Origin of the sequence: Luteococcus sp. Sow4_B9 (assembly GCF_052116585.1) — a bacterium.
In the GTDB taxonomy this organism is placed as follows: Bacteria; Actinomycetota; Actinomycetes; order Propionibacteriales; family Propionibacteriaceae; genus Luteococcus.
The window spans coordinates 1-13,428 of sequence record NZ_JBQKKT010000006.1 but is presented as its reverse complement, the minus strand read 5'-3'; the positions used below and the strand labels follow the sequence as shown (position 1 = coordinate 13,428).

The window sequence follows — 13,428 nt, the reverse complement described above, 5'->3', positions numbered from 1 at the left end:
GGAAGAACCCGATCCCATGTCCCTCCACCGCCCGCCTGAGCAGCGCCCGCTGCACCGGCAGCCTGCCTGTCTGGTGCTGGTGCTGGTGGGTGGCATGGCGGGGAGCCTCGCCCGCTGGGGAGTGGGGCAGGCGCTTCCCGTCACCGACGGCTGGCCCACGGCAACCCTGCTGGTGAACCTGACCGGCGCCTTCCTGCTGGGACTGCTGCTGACCGCCCTGCGACGTCGCGGGCCCGACGTGGGTCCGCGACGGGTCGCCCGGCTCCTGCTGGGGACCGGTTTCCTGGGCTCCTTCACGACGATGTCCGCCCTTGCCGTGGAGAGCCTGCTGCTGGTCGAGGCGTCTGGCTGGGCGCTGGCGCTGGTCTACCTGACGGTCAGCCTGCTGGGTGGGGTGCTGGCGGCATGGTTGGGTCTACTGGCCGGCCTGAGGGTGGCCCCCGGCGGGACTGGTGGCTGACGATGGTCCTGCTGATGTCACTGGCGGGCGGCGTGGGAGCCGTCCTCCGATTCTTCGTCGACCAGGAGCTTCGTCTGCGGCGCCCAACCGAGTGGCCCGTGGGGACCCTGCTGGTCAATGTGCTCGGCTCTGCACTGCTGGGTCTGCTGGTGGCTGGGGTGGCCTCCGGAACCGTCGCGCCCACCGCTCGGTTGGTCCTGGGCGTCGGCTTCTGCGGCGGTTTCACCACCTTCTCGACAGCCAGCCTGGAGTGTGTGGAGCTGGCGCGGGAGGGCCGGGTGGTAGCTGCACTCGGCCATCTGTTCGGCGGGGCTGCCTGCTGTCTGGGAGCCGCCCTGGTGGGCTTTCAGGTAGGGCTCGCGTTCCCTTGAGGAATTCACCCAGTGTTCGCCGGGCGCTCGTCCTGACGGGTGTTCAGGTCACTCCCGTGTCACCCCGGGATCCATCTGCTGGAAATGCGCGGAGGGCCCGTCCCTCATGAACTGGTCCCCAGTTCAACGGGATGGGCCCTCCGCGGGATTCAGCAGCACTTCAGCACCGTCGTGGTGCCTCGCGTCCGTGCGAGAGCGCCTGCTGGTCCGTCGCCTGCGCGACGTGTGATCAGTTGGGTGTGTGATCAGTGGGGCGTGACGAAGACGGTGTGGTGCTCGTAGGCAGTGCCCTTGGCGCGCTCGAAGGAGGCGTTGACCTCGGCCTCGGCATTGGCGCGGCCGGTCCAGGTGGCACCCTCAACCGACTTGCCCGGCTCCAGGTCCTTGTAGACCGTGAAGAAGTGCTCGATCTCGAGCAGCATGTACTCCGGCACGTCGTTGATGTCCTGCAGGTGGTTGCGGCGCAGGTCAGCGGTGGGGATGCACAGCAGCTTGTCGTCGCCGCCCATCTCGTCGGTCATCTTGAACATCGCGATCGCGCGGCACTCGATCAGGCAGCCCGGGAAGGTGGGCTCGTTGCCGATCACCATGGCGTCCAGCGGGTCACCGTCCTCACCCAGGGTGCCCTCGACGAAGCCGTAGTCATAGGGGTACTGCGTGGAGGTGAACAGGGTGCGGTCCAGACGGATGCGACCCGTGTTGTGATCCATCTCGTACTTGTTCTTGGTGCCCTTCGGGATCTCGATGGTGACATCGAAGGTCACGCCAGGGGACAAGCTGGTGAGGGTCGGCTTCACGAATTCATCTGACACGTTGAGCTCTCTCTATGATTGGGGCACCTGAACTATTCCGAAGGATACCGTCAACAAGACAGGACTGGGAGCCTCGTGGGAGGACGTGCTGATCGGCGAAACGGATTCGGTCCCATGGGCATGGTGGCCCTGGCCGCTGCCGTCGCACTGCTGACCATTGCGGGTGCTGTCTTCTGGCGGCCCGCGCTCTATGCGTCGGGTCTGTGGGTGGACGGGGGCTCGCCAACCATCTCGCCCACATTCTTCGACGATCCGGGCGACCAGGGCGGACCGAATGGTCACGGAACCGGTGTCATCACCGCCGCATCGGCCCTGCCCAGCGCCCCCACGGTCAACAAGCAGACCTTGGCCACGGCACTGTCCGCGGTGCCCACCGACGGGATGGGCACCACCAGCGGGATCGCGCTCGACGCCCGTACCGGTGAGGTGCTGTGGCAGAGCAGGCAGACGGCCAACCTGGTTCCCGCCTCCACCATGAAGATCCTGACCAGTGCCGCGGCGCTGGAGACACTGGGTGCCCGCACCACCTTCCGCACCCGCGTCGTCGAGCCCGCCGCCGGAACCATCGTCCTCGTGGGTGGGGGAGACCCGCTCCTGGCCTCCACGCCAAGCAAGACCTATCCCTTCGTCGCCAGCACCGACGTGCTCGCGGCGCGCACCGCGGCGGAGCTCAAGAAACAGGGCACCACCTCCGTGCGGCTCGGCTTCGACGACAGCCTGTTCACCGGCCCGGCCTGGCACCCGAGCTGGCCGGACGACTACCACGACCAGGTCACCACCGTCTCGGCGCTGTGGATCGACAAGGGACGCCCCAGCAAGGAGGGGGCGCCCAGCAGGACCCCCGCCCAGACGGCCGCCACCGTCTTCGCCGCCCAGCTCAAGGCCAATGGGATCACGGTCGCAGGGGCCCCCTCCCGTGTGGTGGCCCAGAAGGGCGCCCGCCAGGTGGCACACATTGAGTCGCTGCCCGTCGCCTCGCTGGTGCAGGAGACGCTCGTGCACTCCGACAATTCCGCCGCCGAGGTGCTCCTGCGGCAGGTGGGGGTGGCCACCGGTCATGGCGGCAGCTTCGCGGGTGGGGCCAAGGGCGTCAGCGCCACCGTTCTCGGCATGGACCCGGGCAGCCCGTCGCCGCGGATCGCCGACGGCTCCGGGCTGAGCCGCAGCAATGCCGCCTCCACCGCCCTGTTGGCCGGCGTCCTCCAGCACGCGGCCACCACCCCCAAGCTCTCGCCCCTGCTGGAGGGCATGCCGGTGGCCGGTGTGACCGGTACCCTGACGATGCGCTTCTACACGCCGGAATCCGAGGCAGGGCGGGGGATCGTGAACGCAAAGACCGGGACGCTGAGCAAGGTGTCCAGCCTGGCGGGCCACACCCGCACCCGCACGGGCGCGCCCGTCGTCTTCGCGCTGGCCTCCAATGGTGCCCCCAAGGAGTGGGATGTGCGCAGTTGGCTCGACCGGATGAGCACCACGATCACCACCTGCGAGTGCTGACATGGCCCGCCGCGCGCTGACCCACGACCAGCTGGCGCTGGTGCAGGCCGTCCAGCCCTGGCTCGACGAGATCGCCGGCCCGATCAAGGTGGGTGTCTCGGGTGGCGTCGACTCGATGGCCCTGGCGGCGACGCTGGGCCTCCTCGCGGCCGAACGGATCGAGGCCGTGATCGTGGACCACGGCCTCCAGGAGGGCTCCGACGCACTCGCGCGGCAGGTTCTCGGCCGGGTTCAGGCGCTTGGCCTGCAGGGGCGCATCGAGACGGTCCTCGTGCACAACGACGGGCAGGGCATCGAGGCGGCAGCCCGTGGGGCGCGGCTGCTTGCGCTGGCCGGCGACGGCTGCAGACCCGTGATGCTGGCGCACACCCTGGATGACCAGGCGGAAACGGTGCTGCTGGGTCTGGCGCGCGGCTCCGGTCCCACCTCGCTGAGCGGCATGGTGCCCCGACGGGGGCCCTTCATCAGACCCTTGCTGGGCTTGCGTCGCGCGACCACCACACAGGCCTGTCAGGACTGGGGGATCCCGGTGTGGGATGACCCGATGAACGAGGATCCACGCTTCCTGCGGGTGCGCGTCAGGCGCGAGCTGATGCCGACCCTGGAATCCGTGTTGGGGCCGGGAACCGTGCAGGCGCTGGGGCGCACCGCTGACCTGCTGCGGGTGGACCATGACCTGCTGGACCGGCTCTCCCTGGATTCGATCCGCGATGTGCAGCGCGGCGACGAGTTGGATGCGGTGGGCCTGCTGCACCTCCATCCCGCCCTGAGAGGCCGGGTGCTGCACCGCTGGCTGCAGCGGATTGGCGTCGAATCACCCAGTCATGAGCATGTCCGCAGTGTCCTGCGGTTGGTGGAGAAGTGGCATGGTCAGGCTGGCGTGGACCTGCCCGGCGGCATTCGGGTTCGACGAGTGTCCGGGTGGCTGGTGGTTGACCACCCGCGAGCTGGATAGGCTGGCCGGGTGGACGCAGCCCAGATTTCCGACGACCTGACCCGAGTGCTCTTCACCGAAGACCAGGTGCAGCAGCGAATCAACGAGATGGCCAAGCAGATCGACGCCGACTACGAGGGCCGCGACGTCCTGCTCGTCGGCGTGCTCAACGGCGCCATCATGGTGATGAGCGACCTGTCCCGTGCCATGGACAGCCACTGCACCATGGACTGGATGGCCATCTCCTCCTATGGCTCCGGCACCAAGAGCTCCGGTGTGGTGCGCATCCTCAAGGACCTGACCACCGACATCAGCGGAAAGCACGTCCTGATCGTCGAGGACATCGTCGACACGGGCCTGACCCTCAGCTACCTGGTGCAGAACCTGAAGAGCCGAGAGCCCGCCAGCATCGAGGTGGCTGCCATGTTCCGCAAGCCCGAGGCGATGACAGCACCGGTGGACGTGAAGTACGTGGGCTTCGACATCCCCAATGAGTTCGTGGTCGGCTACGGCCTGGACTACGCCGGCAAGTACCGCAACCTGCGCGACGTCGCGACGCTGGCCCCGCACGTCTACAGCTGAGACGGGGCCGGCCGACTGCCCGCGCGGCGCGCGAACAGCCGCCGCCCATTTGGCGCCAGAAACAGATGCATTTCGGGGGGGCCAACGCAACATGTGCGTTGGACCCCCCGAAATGCATCTGCTTCTGTACGGGCTGGTGCGGGGCTGCACTTGCGGCAGGTGGTGGGCACCGTCGCTTGACCCCGATCGCTTCCGCCGGAACCGGGATAGCCTTGGCCGCCGCTGGTAGGGTGCCAGATGCTCCGTCGTCCCATCGTCAGGTAGTCAATGAACAAATTCCAGAAGGCGACCCGCAACCCTTGGTTGTGGATCTTCCTCGTCATCCTCTTCGTGCTCGGTGCCGTGCAGCTGGTCAACTCTGCCTCAGGCAGTGAGAAGGTGCCCACCAGCAAGGCGATCTCCGTCCTGCAAGGGTCAGAGCCGATCCGGCAGGTGGTCGTCAATGACGGTGACCAGTCGATCAAGATCGTCATGAAGGATGACTCACGCACCTACCTGTCCACCTGGACCGCGAGCCAGAACGACGACATCGTCGAGCTGCTGGACAAGCGTCTCCAGGCCAACACGCTGGAGGAATGGCGCGGCGAGAACCCGCGCCCGGGCGTGCTGAGCAGCCTGCTCTACACGGGCCTGCCCTTCCTGCTGATGATCCTGCTCTTCTTCTTCGTGATGAACATGGTGCAGGGCGGCGGCGGAGCCCGTGGCGTGATGGGCTTCGGCAAGAGCAAGGCCAAGGTGGCCAGCAAGGACACCCCGAAGAACACCTTCGCCGACGTCGCCGGCTGCGCCGAGGCGATCGAGGAATTGCAGGAGATCCGCGAATTCCTCGCCGAGCCCGCCAAGTTCCAGCGCGTCGGTGCCAAGATCCCCAGGGGTGTGCTGCTGTACGGCCCGCCCGGCACCGGCAAGACGCTGCTGGCCCGCGCCGTTGCCGGTGAGGCCGGCGTTCCCTTCTTCTCCATCTCCGGTTCGGACTTCGTCGAGATGTTCGTGGGCGTGGGCGCCAGCCGCGTGCGCGATCTCTTCGACCAGGCCAAGGAAGCCAGTCCCGCGATCATCTTCATCGACGAGATCGATGCCGTCGGCCGTCACCGTGGTGCCGGCATGGGCGGCGGGCACGACGAGCGCGAGCAGACCCTGAACCAGCTGCTGGTGGAGATGGATGGCTTCGACGCCACCACCAATGTCATCCTGATCGCCGCGACCAACCGTCCCGACGTGCTGGACCCGGCTCTGCTGCGCCCCGGTCGATTCGACCGCCAGATCCCCGTCGAGGCCCCAGACCTCAAGGGTCGCGCCCAGATCCTGCGAGTCCACGCCGAGGGCAAGCCGATGGCTGCCGACGTGGACCTGGACTCCATTGCCCGTCGTACCCCGGGCTTCACCGGCGCCGATCTGGCCAATGTCCTGAACGAGGCAGCCCTCCTCACGGCCCGGCTGAACCTGCCGGTGATCGGCAACGACGAGCTGAGCGAGGCCATCGACCGCGTGATTGCCGGTCCGCAGAAGAAGACCCGCTTGATGGATGACCACGAGCTGCTGGTCACCGCCTACCACGAGGGTGGCCACGCGCTGGTGGCCGCGGCCATGCCCGGTACCGATCCGGTGCAGAAGATCACGATCCTGCCGCGCGGCCGGGCCCTGGGCTACACCATGGTCATGCCGGACGAGGACAAGTACTCGCAGACCCGCGGCCAGCTGCTGGACCAGATGGCCTACATGCTGGGTGGCCGTGCAGCTGAGGAGCTGATCTTCCACGACCCGTCGACCGGTGCCAGCAATGACATCGAGAAGGCCACCAAGGTGGCTCGCGCCATGGTCACGCAGTACGGCATGACCGAGCGTCTGGGAGCCGTGCAGCTGGGCGGCGGTGACACGGAGCCCTTCCTGGGCATGAGCGGCGCCCAGCCGAGCCGTGGCTACTCGGACATCACCGCCGCGATCGTCGACGAGGAGGTCAGCAAGCTCCTGATGACTGCCCATCAGGAGGCCTTTGACTGCCTCAAGGACAACCGCGACGTGCTCGACGAGCTGGTGCGCCAGTTGCTCCAGCACGAGACCTTGGACAAGGCACAGGTGGCCAAGATCTTCGAGCCGCTGCGGCGTCGTCCCGAGCGCGGTGCGTGGACCGGTTCGGACCAGCGCATCCCGTCGGACCTCCCGCCGGTGCCGATGCCGCCCCGCCCCAAGAAGGACGAGCTGCCGGCCGGCGGCACGCCATTGCCTCCCGGCAATACCGGTCCGGTGGAAGCCCCGGGTGGTTGGCAGGCACCCGGTGACTGGGCACCGCCGGCTGGCCCCGGACACCCGACTCCGCCTGCAGCCGAGCCGTGGGCCACTCCCGGTCAGCCTCCCGAGCCGCCCGTGAACGACCCGTGGAGCGCCCAGCCCGACCAGTGGCCGAGCCAGCCACCGCAGGCCGGTCCGGACACCACGCCTGGCCTGCCCGGCAATGATCCGCAGCCGCCGTCCGGTGGCTCGGGCGCCAGCCCGTGGAGCCGGCCTCCGCAGTGAGCCCGTTGCCAGCAAGCTGAACAGCGCGTCCCGTTTGGGGCGCGCTGTCCTGCATCTCACGGACGGCGGGGGCGCGATATGGGTGGGGCCGGGCCCTGGCGCCGCCCGGCCCCGCCAGAAACAGATGCATATGCGGTGACCAGTGCACATGCTGCACTGGTCACCGCATATGCATCTGTTTCTGGCGGTGAGGGGCCCGATGCCTCACCTGCGACGGTGACGGCGACACCACCGTCGCTCGGGTGACGGGGCACGGCGGGTCCGTCTGGCTGACCAGCGAGCACAGCTGCCGCGCCCTAGGATGTCCGGGTGACCCAGACACCAGACGCCCCCGGCGCATCTGCGAGGACCGGCCAGGTGGTCCGGACCGAGCAGGTGGACCAGCCGCGGATCGAGGCCGCCGTCCGCGAGATCCTCTTCGCCATCGGCGAGGACCCGGATCGCGAGGGGCTGCAGGAGACGCCTGCCCGAGTGGCGCGCAGCTATGCAGAGATCTTCGCGGGGCTGGGGCAGGACCCGGCAGACCTGTTGGCCACCACCTTCGACGTCAGCCACGACGAGATGGTCCTGGTGAAGGACATCGAGCTGTGGAGCATGTGCGAGCACCACCTGGTGCCCTTCACCGGAGTGGCACACGTCGGCTACATCCCGGCCAAGGACGGCCGGGTCACTGGTCTGAGCAAGTTGGCACGACTGGTGGACCTCTATGCCAAGCGTCCGCAGGTGCAGGAGCGCCTCACCACCCAGATCGCCGATGCCGTGGTCGAGCACCTGCACGCCCGGGGAGTGATCGTGGTGATCGAGTGCGAGCACCTGTGTATGACGATGCGGGGTGTCCGCAAGCCGGGTGCCAAGACCGTGACGAGCGCCGTGCGTGGTTTCCTGCGGGAGCCCGCGACCCGGGCCGAGGCGATGAGCCTCATCATGGGGGGACAGCGATGAGCCTCATCATGGGGGACAGCGATGAGCCTCATCATGGGGGACAGCGATGAGCCTCATCATGGGGGGACAGCGATGAGCCCCCGCCGCACCCTGGTGATGGGGATCGTCAACGTCACGCCTGACTCCTTCAGCGACGGCGGGCACTGGGACACGCCGGAGGCTGCAATCGCCCACGGACGGGAACTGCTGGCCCAGGGCGCCGACCTGTTGGACATCGGCGGCGAGTCCACCCGCCCCGGAGCCGTTCGGCCCACCCTTGAGGAGGAGATGGCCCGCGTCCTGCCCGTCGTGGAGGAACTCGCGGCCGAGGGCGCGTGGGTCAGTGTCGACACGATGCGCGCCGAGGTGGCCCGTCAGAGTGCGCTGGCCGGGGCTCGGATCATCAATGACGTCTCGGGTGGTCTGGCCGACCAGGACATGGTGCGCACCGTCGCCGGACTGGACGTGGACTACGTGTGCATGCACTGGCGTGGCTATCTGGGCACCGGTGACACCAATGCGGCCTACCAGGATGTCGTGACCGATGTGCTGGCCGAACTCGTCGAGCGCATCGACGCGTGCATCGCCGGTGGGATCGCTCCCGAGCGGATCATCAGCGACGTGGGGCTGGGCTTCTCCAAGACCGTCGAGCAGAACTGGCAGCTGTTGCGGCATCTGGACCGGGTGGAGGAGCTGGGCTACCGACAGCTGGTGGGCGTGAGCCGCAAGCGCTTCCTGGGCGACCTGCTGTCCGGCCGTCCACCACTGGAGCGCGATGCCGCCACCCAGGCGGTCACCGCCTTGTGCGCGCAGCAGGGGGTCTGGGCCGTCAGGACGCACGAGGTGGCCGCCAATGTCGACGTGACGAGGGTCTACGAGAAGCTCGCGGAGTCGGTCCCGGAAGCCTGAGGCGGGTTGGAGCCGTCCTGCACACAAGGGCTTGCACACAGGGCTTGCACACAGGGGCTTGCACACAAGGGCTTGCACACAAGGGCTTGTGGCGCTACGAGGGCTGCTGCTTCGTCCATTCCCGTGGGATCGTGTGGGGTTCGGGGATGCGGCTCCGGTAGTGTCGGTGGTGTTCGTGAACCCCATCCCCTTGGAGGCAGGATGCATGACCTGGACTGGATCAGTGTCCGGGGTCTTGCCGCGGTTGGCTTCCATGGGGTCTACCCCGACGAGCGTCGCGACGGACAGCAGTTCGTCGTGGACCTGCGACTCGGACTGCATGCGCAGACATCCAGCGATGACCTGGCAGACACCGTGGACTACTCGGTGATCTCCCGGGACGTGGTCGAGATCATCACCGGCGAGCCGGTGGACCTGATCGAGACGCTGGCCGGGCGGATTGCCGCCCGGTGCCTCGCCGAACCTCTCGTTCGAGTCGCCGAGGTCTGTGTGCACAAGCCCGATGCCCCGATGGGCCTCACCTTCACCGATGTCTCGGTGACGATCACCAGGAGCAAACCATGAGCAATCCCTTCGTCCCCGACGTGGACACCCTCGGCAACCTCAAGCCGATCTCGAAGGTCGTCTTCAGCCTGGGCTCCAACCAGGGCAACAGCGTCGACCTGCTGCAGAGCGCGGTGAGCGCCCTGGCCGACACGCCGGACCTCATTCCGGTGGACCTGTCGAGCGTCTACGTGACCAAGCCGGTGGGTGCCGTCCAGGACCAGCCCGACTTCATGAACATGGTGCTCGTTGCCGAGACGGTGCTGGAGCCCACCATCCTCCTGGAGCGTGCCCACGCCATCGAGGCCGGTCTCGGCAGGACCCGTGACATCCCTGGCGGTCCCCGCACCATCGACATCGACCTGGTGATGTTCGGCCGTCGAACCCTGGACACCGACGAGCTCAAGCTGCCGCACCCGCGCGCCCACGAGCGCGCCTTCGTCGTGGTGCCGTGGTTGGAGATCGATCCCGACGGCGAGCTTGCGGGCCACGGCCGTCTGGACGAGCTGGTGAAGACCATCGACGTCTCCGGTGTCACCAAGAGCGACGAGGTCGTCGAACTCCCGTGAGCAGTGCTTTCCCGTCGGGCCCCGAAGACCCGCAGCCCGGCGACCTCCAGCCGACCACCAATCGCCAGATCACCACGTCGGTGCTGGCTGGCATGGTGGTCGGCTGGTTCGTGGTCGGCACCATCCAGGCCCTGGGCAATGCCGTGCCGGTGGTGCCCTGGAGCCTGCCGCTGGTGCTCGGTGCGCTGGGGATCGCTGCTCTGGCCTATGCCGAGGTCCTGCGTCGTCAGGTGGAGCGCACGCGTGCGGACATCAGCCCGGAGGCGGGGGTTCGCGCGCTGGTGCTGGGCAAGACGATGTTGATGACCGGCGCCATCATGGCGGGCGGTCACCTGGTCTATGTGTTGGCCAATCTGGGCAGCTGGGAGATCCCGGCGCCGCGGATGCGCGTGGTGCGGGGTCTGTGGACCATCGCGGCCAGCGCGATCTTCGGCTGGGCGGGCCATCGGCTGGAGCGCGCCTGCCTGGTGCCCGGGGATGACGTGGACCCCGACGACCCTGATCCGGGTGCCCCGGACGCCGGCTCCCGGAAGGCCGGCCCAGTGGCTCCTGACGAGGGGCAACTCGACCATTGAGTCGAGAATTCTGAAATTATGCCAACCATTTGGTGCGACTCGCCGGACGAGGTGGCCGGAGGGCCTGCAGGTACGCCTAAACTTTCCCCGTGGCTGCCATGAACAATGCTCGTAAGTCGTCCAATTCCCGCTCCTCGACCCTCGCGATCCTGTGTGTCGGCACCGTTCTCGCCCTCGCCTGCAGCGTGGGCCCGGTGTGGCTGGTGCGCGTGGGTCTCGGCGTGGCGCTGCTGACCGCCTTCGCGTCGGTCCTGCTTACGTGGCGGCAGATGGACCGGATGGTCGCCGAGCACATGGCGGAGGTCAAGGCCTTGCGTGACCAGGCCCGTGTGGCGGCCACCGCACACCACACCGAGATGATGAATGCGATCGCCCGCTTCAACGAGCGCCAGGAGGCCTACCGCGCGGAGATTGCCGGTCACAAGGCCGAGATCGCTGGCCTGCGCAGCGACGTGGCCGCGGTCAGCCTGGATGCCGAGGCCAAGCAGACCCGGATCGCAGCCTTGAACAAGATCGTGAGCGACTTGGAGAAGGAGCTCGCCTCGGCCACCGACGAGATGGAGCTCGCCCAGCAGGTGATGAGCCTTCCTCGTCGCGGCGTCGCCACCCGCACCAACCGCGTCGACGTCACCGGCCTGCCGCTGGTCTACCCGACCCAGCAGGAGCGCCGCCGGGCCTGACAGGGATTCCGGCTCTCCGGAGCGGCCAGCTCCGTGAACCCGAGCAGCACACGATCCGCCACCCTTCGGGGTGGCGGATCGCTGTCATTCGGGGACCTGCCCTGGGATGGGGCTTTCGTGGGGCTGCTGGGCTGCGGCTACTTGTCCAGATCTCCCGCGGTCCAGCCGAGAGAGGCGAAGGCGATGTCCAGACAGTCCGTGGGGCAGCCAATCAGGGCTGCCTCCAGCGCCTGGACATTGGCGAAGCTGGGAGTGCGCAGCTTGAGGCGCCAGGGTGTCCGCTCGGCTCGGGAGACGACGAGGAAGCCCGCCATTCCCCAAGGGGCCTGGATGGACAGAAAGGCCTCTGACTCGGGCAGTTTGATGATCTTGGACAGCGGGGTGTCGACCGGGCCGGAAAGCTCGGCGAGAGTGTCCGCGCAGTGCTGGATGATGGCATGACTCTGGATGATTTCCAGTGCCAGCTGGAGGAATCGTGCCAGCGCATCCCCTGAACGAGAATCCGGGACATCCGTGGTCATGAGTTCAGCCGAAAGCTCCTCATAGGCGAGGTATGGGGAAATGATCCGCAGATCTCGTTCGAGTCCACTGGCTCGTGCCACGGGGCCGGACAGGCCGAAGGCATTGATTTGATCCTCGCGAAGGAAGGCAATTCCGGCACCGAGGCTGGCGCTGGTCAGCCGAGCGGCCAGCGTTTCCATGCAATCTGCACATTCCTGTGCCCAGTCGCTCAACCGTTCAATTGAGTGGCGGGTGGCGTCGACGGAAAGGCCGCCGAGGCGATTGAGCATCGGATGAACGCGGTTGCCGCTGATGTGCAGGACGAGCTGGCGGCCTTGTTCCCGCAGGCCGCGGATGGAGCGGGCCAGCTCGTCGTCCGCCAGGCGGTGGGGCACGAAGGACAGGTGGGCCAGGTGGCTGGCGATGCGGGCCTGCTCGGCCAGCAGGGTACGCAGCCACGTGGCTCGAACCGGAGGCACCAAACCCATCAGGTGCTCGCAGGTCAAGGCGATGCCCAGCTCCCCGGTGAAGGGCGACTGCCAGTCATGGCGATCGGCCAACATCAGCACCTGGCGATAGTCGCGCACCTCGAACAGCTTCTCCGCGCTGCGATGGTTGAAGCCGGGCTGGATCCGGGCCGACGAGACGCCGCCCTGTTCGCATTCCAGGCGTGCCAGCAGCATGCCGGCGCGGGAGGGGTGCTCTGGGCCAAGGTCAAGATGGATTCTGTGGCGCTGCCCAGCATCCGATGGATCGGTACTCGATGGATCGGTCCACGTCCGGGCCGGTGTGCCGATGCTCACGTCGAGAAGTTCTGTCACCACTCGATCGTAGCGAACGACTGATTGCCGGTGGATTGTGCTGCAGTCAATTCAGGATCAAATGCCTGCCTTTCGAGTTTGCATGATTGTGGATCGAGGCTATATTCCTCGTGTAACCAATCGAAAGGAATGGCGATGGCTCAGCGAGTGCACATCGTTCTCGAAGACGACGTTGATGGTTCCGAGGCCGTTGAGACCGTCTCCTTTGCGCTTGACGGCGTCAGCTATGAGATTGACCTCAGCGAGGAGAATGCCAGCAAGCTTCGCGACCAGATGGCCATGTGGACCGGGCATGCCCGCCGCGTGGGTGGCCGTCGTTCTGCAGGCAAGAAGCCCAAGGGTTCGGCGGCGAATGACATTCGCGCCTGGGCGCTGGAGCGGGGAATGCAGGTGAGCGCTCGGGGTCGGGTTCCGGCCGAGATTCGGGAAGCCTACGAGAAGGCCAATTCCTGAGGCATTCCACCAACGCAGGATTGCGGTGACCCATCCAGACCAGGTTCGGGGCACCGGGGAGGGGTCGGGCCGTGCCCGGCCCCTCCGGTCGCGTCCGGGTACGGTCGGCGGCGGGCATTTGGCCACCAGCGAACTGGTGGCTCCCGTCGGGAACACAGGACTGTCCGTGGGGGTTACTAGCCTCGATCTTTCATGAGGGCTGATGGATTGACGGTTCAGCGTCGTTGCTGGTCTCGTGTTCTTGATTCTGGCATGTGGGTGTGACAGTTTCCCGCATGTCGTTGCG

Annotated in this window: 15 protein-coding genes; 13 read left to right on the top strand and 2 right to left on the bottom strand. The window is 67.2% G+C overall.

Going from position 1 to position 13,428, the window contains the following annotated elements; translation table 11 throughout:
* Positions 1–16: 16 nt before the first annotated feature.
* Together ACTQ49_RS05555 and crcB are read left to right on the top strand one after the other, a co-directional pair.
* Entirely contained in the window at positions 17–460 is a 444-nt protein-coding gene (locus ACTQ49_RS05555; RefSeq protein WP_441826858.1) for a fluoride efflux transporter FluC, read from the top strand.
* A gap of 2 nt (positions 461–462) precedes the next feature.
* Entirely contained in the window at positions 463–831 is a 369-nt protein-coding gene (gene crcB, locus ACTQ49_RS05550) for a fluoride efflux transporter CrcB (RefSeq protein ID WP_441826857.1), read from the top strand.
* Between the two features lie 245 nt (positions 832–1,076).
* On the opposite strand, the gene ACTQ49_RS05545 is transcribed toward crcB, so the two are convergent.
* Positions 1,077–1,643 (bottom strand): inorganic diphosphatase, encoded by a 567-nt coding sequence (locus ACTQ49_RS05545; RefSeq protein ID WP_441826856.1) that lies wholly within the window; start codon positions 1,641–1,643, stop codon positions 1,077–1,079.
* 114 nt (positions 1,644–1,757) lie between these two features.
* On the opposite strand from ACTQ49_RS05545, the gene dacB reads away from it, so the two are divergent.
* The 10 genes from dacB (at position 1,758) to ACTQ49_RS05495 (ending at position 11,367) form a co-directional block, all read left to right on the top strand.
* Positions 1,758–3,140 carry a D-alanyl-D-alanine carboxypeptidase/D-alanyl-D-alanine endopeptidase gene (dacB, locus tag ACTQ49_RS05540; protein ID WP_441826855.1) on the top strand — a complete coding sequence of 461 codons (1,383 nt, stop codon included), beginning with the start codon at positions 1,758–1,760 and terminating at the stop codon, positions 3,138–3,140.
* A gap of 1 nt (position 3,141) precedes the next feature.
* On the top strand, positions 3,142–4,095 hold the full coding sequence (gene tilS, locus ACTQ49_RS05535) for a tRNA lysidine(34) synthetase TilS (protein ID WP_441826854.1): 954 nt from the start codon (positions 3,142–3,144) through the stop codon (positions 4,093–4,095).
* A 9-nt stretch (positions 4,096–4,104) separates the two neighbouring features.
* Entirely contained in the window at positions 4,105–4,656 is a 552-nt protein-coding gene (hpt, locus tag ACTQ49_RS05530; protein ID WP_441826853.1) for a hypoxanthine phosphoribosyltransferase, read from the top strand.
* 267 nt (positions 4,657–4,923) lie between these two features.
* On the top strand, positions 4,924–7,170 hold the full coding sequence (ftsH, locus tag ACTQ49_RS05525) for an ATP-dependent zinc metalloprotease FtsH (RefSeq protein WP_441826852.1): 2,247 nt from the start codon (positions 4,924–4,926) through the stop codon (positions 7,168–7,170).
* A 357-nt stretch (positions 7,171–7,527) separates the two neighbouring features.
* Complete coding sequence (gene folE, locus ACTQ49_RS05520) at positions 7,528–8,112, top strand: GTP cyclohydrolase I FolE (protein WP_441826967.1); 585 nt, start codon at positions 7,528–7,530, stop codon at positions 8,110–8,112.
* Between the two features lie 72 nt (positions 8,113–8,184).
* Positions 8,185–9,000 (top strand): dihydropteroate synthase, encoded by an 816-nt coding sequence (gene folP, locus ACTQ49_RS05515; RefSeq protein WP_441826851.1) that lies wholly within the window; start codon positions 8,185–8,187, stop codon positions 8,998–9,000.
* Between the two features lie 201 nt (positions 9,001–9,201).
* Positions 9,202–9,564 carry a dihydroneopterin aldolase gene (gene folB / locus ACTQ49_RS05510; protein ID WP_441826850.1) on the top strand — a complete coding sequence of 121 codons (363 nt, stop codon included), beginning with the start codon at positions 9,202–9,204 and terminating at the stop codon, positions 9,562–9,564.
* The gene (gene folK, locus ACTQ49_RS05505; protein ID WP_441826849.1) at positions 9,561–10,112 is read left to right on the top strand and encodes a 2-amino-4-hydroxy-6-hydroxymethyldihydropteridine diphosphokinase; all 552 of its coding nucleotides are present in this window, start codon (positions 9,561–9,563) and stop codon (positions 10,110–10,112) included. Before folB ends, folK begins: the two co-directional genes overlap by 4 nt.
* On the top strand, positions 10,109–10,687 hold the full coding sequence (locus tag ACTQ49_RS05500) for a DUF3180 domain-containing protein (protein WP_441826848.1): 579 nt from the start codon (positions 10,109–10,111) through the stop codon (positions 10,685–10,687). Before folK ends, ACTQ49_RS05500 begins: the two co-directional genes overlap by 4 nt.
* An 89-nt stretch (positions 10,688–10,776) precedes the next feature.
* Positions 10,777–11,367 carry a hypothetical protein gene (locus tag ACTQ49_RS05495; protein WP_441826847.1) on the top strand — a complete coding sequence of 197 codons (591 nt, stop codon included), beginning with the start codon at positions 10,777–10,779 and terminating at the stop codon, positions 11,365–11,367.
* Between the two features lie 137 nt (positions 11,368–11,504).
* Here the strand turns inward: ACTQ49_RS05495 and ACTQ49_RS05490 are convergent, their stop codons facing one another.
* On the bottom strand, positions 11,505–12,551 hold the full coding sequence (locus ACTQ49_RS05490; protein ID WP_441826846.1) for an NADH-quinone oxidoreductase subunit D: 1,047 nt from the start codon (positions 12,549–12,551) through the stop codon (positions 11,505–11,507).
* Positions 12,552–12,824: 273 nt separating this feature from the next.
* Here ACTQ49_RS05490 and ACTQ49_RS05485 point away from each other — a divergent pair, with 273 nt between their 5' ends.
* Positions 12,825–13,142 carry a histone-like nucleoid-structuring protein Lsr2 gene (locus tag ACTQ49_RS05485; protein WP_441826845.1) on the top strand — a complete coding sequence of 106 codons (318 nt, stop codon included), beginning with the start codon at positions 12,825–12,827 and terminating at the stop codon, positions 13,140–13,142.
* Positions 13,143–13,428 lie beyond the last annotated feature (286 nt).

Coding starts and splice junctions, on each gene's coding strand:
- ACTQ49_RS05555 (WP_441826858.1), top strand. CDS start 17: ATGTCCCTCCACCGCCCGCCTGAGCAGCGCCCGCTGCACCGGCAGCCT.
- folB (WP_441826850.1), top strand. CDS start 9,202: ATGCATGACCTGGACTGGATCAGTGTCCGGGGTCTTGCCGCGGTTGGC.
- folK (WP_441826849.1), top strand. CDS start 9,561: ATGAGCAATCCCTTCGTCCCCGACGTGGACACCCTCGGCAACCTCAAG.
- ftsH (WP_441826852.1), top strand. CDS start 4,924: ATGAACAAATTCCAGAAGGCGACCCGCAACCCTTGGTTGTGGATCTTC.
- folP (WP_441826851.1), top strand. CDS start 8,185: ATGAGCCCCCGCCGCACCCTGGTGATGGGGATCGTCAACGTCACGCCT.
- ACTQ49_RS05485 (WP_441826845.1), top strand. CDS start 12,825: ATGGCTCAGCGAGTGCACATCGTTCTCGAAGACGACGTTGATGGTTCC.
- tilS (WP_441826854.1), top strand. CDS start 3,142: ATGGCCCGCCGCGCGCTGACCCACGACCAGCTGGCGCTGGTGCAGGCC.
- dacB (WP_441826855.1), top strand. CDS start 1,758: ATGGGCATGGTGGCCCTGGCCGCTGCCGTCGCACTGCTGACCATTGCG.
- crcB (WP_441826857.1), top strand. CDS start 463: ATGGTCCTGCTGATGTCACTGGCGGGCGGCGTGGGAGCCGTCCTCCGA.
- ACTQ49_RS05490 (WP_441826846.1), bottom strand. CDS start 12,551: ATGCTGCTGGCACGCCTGGAATGCGAACAGGGCGGCGTCTCGTCGGCC.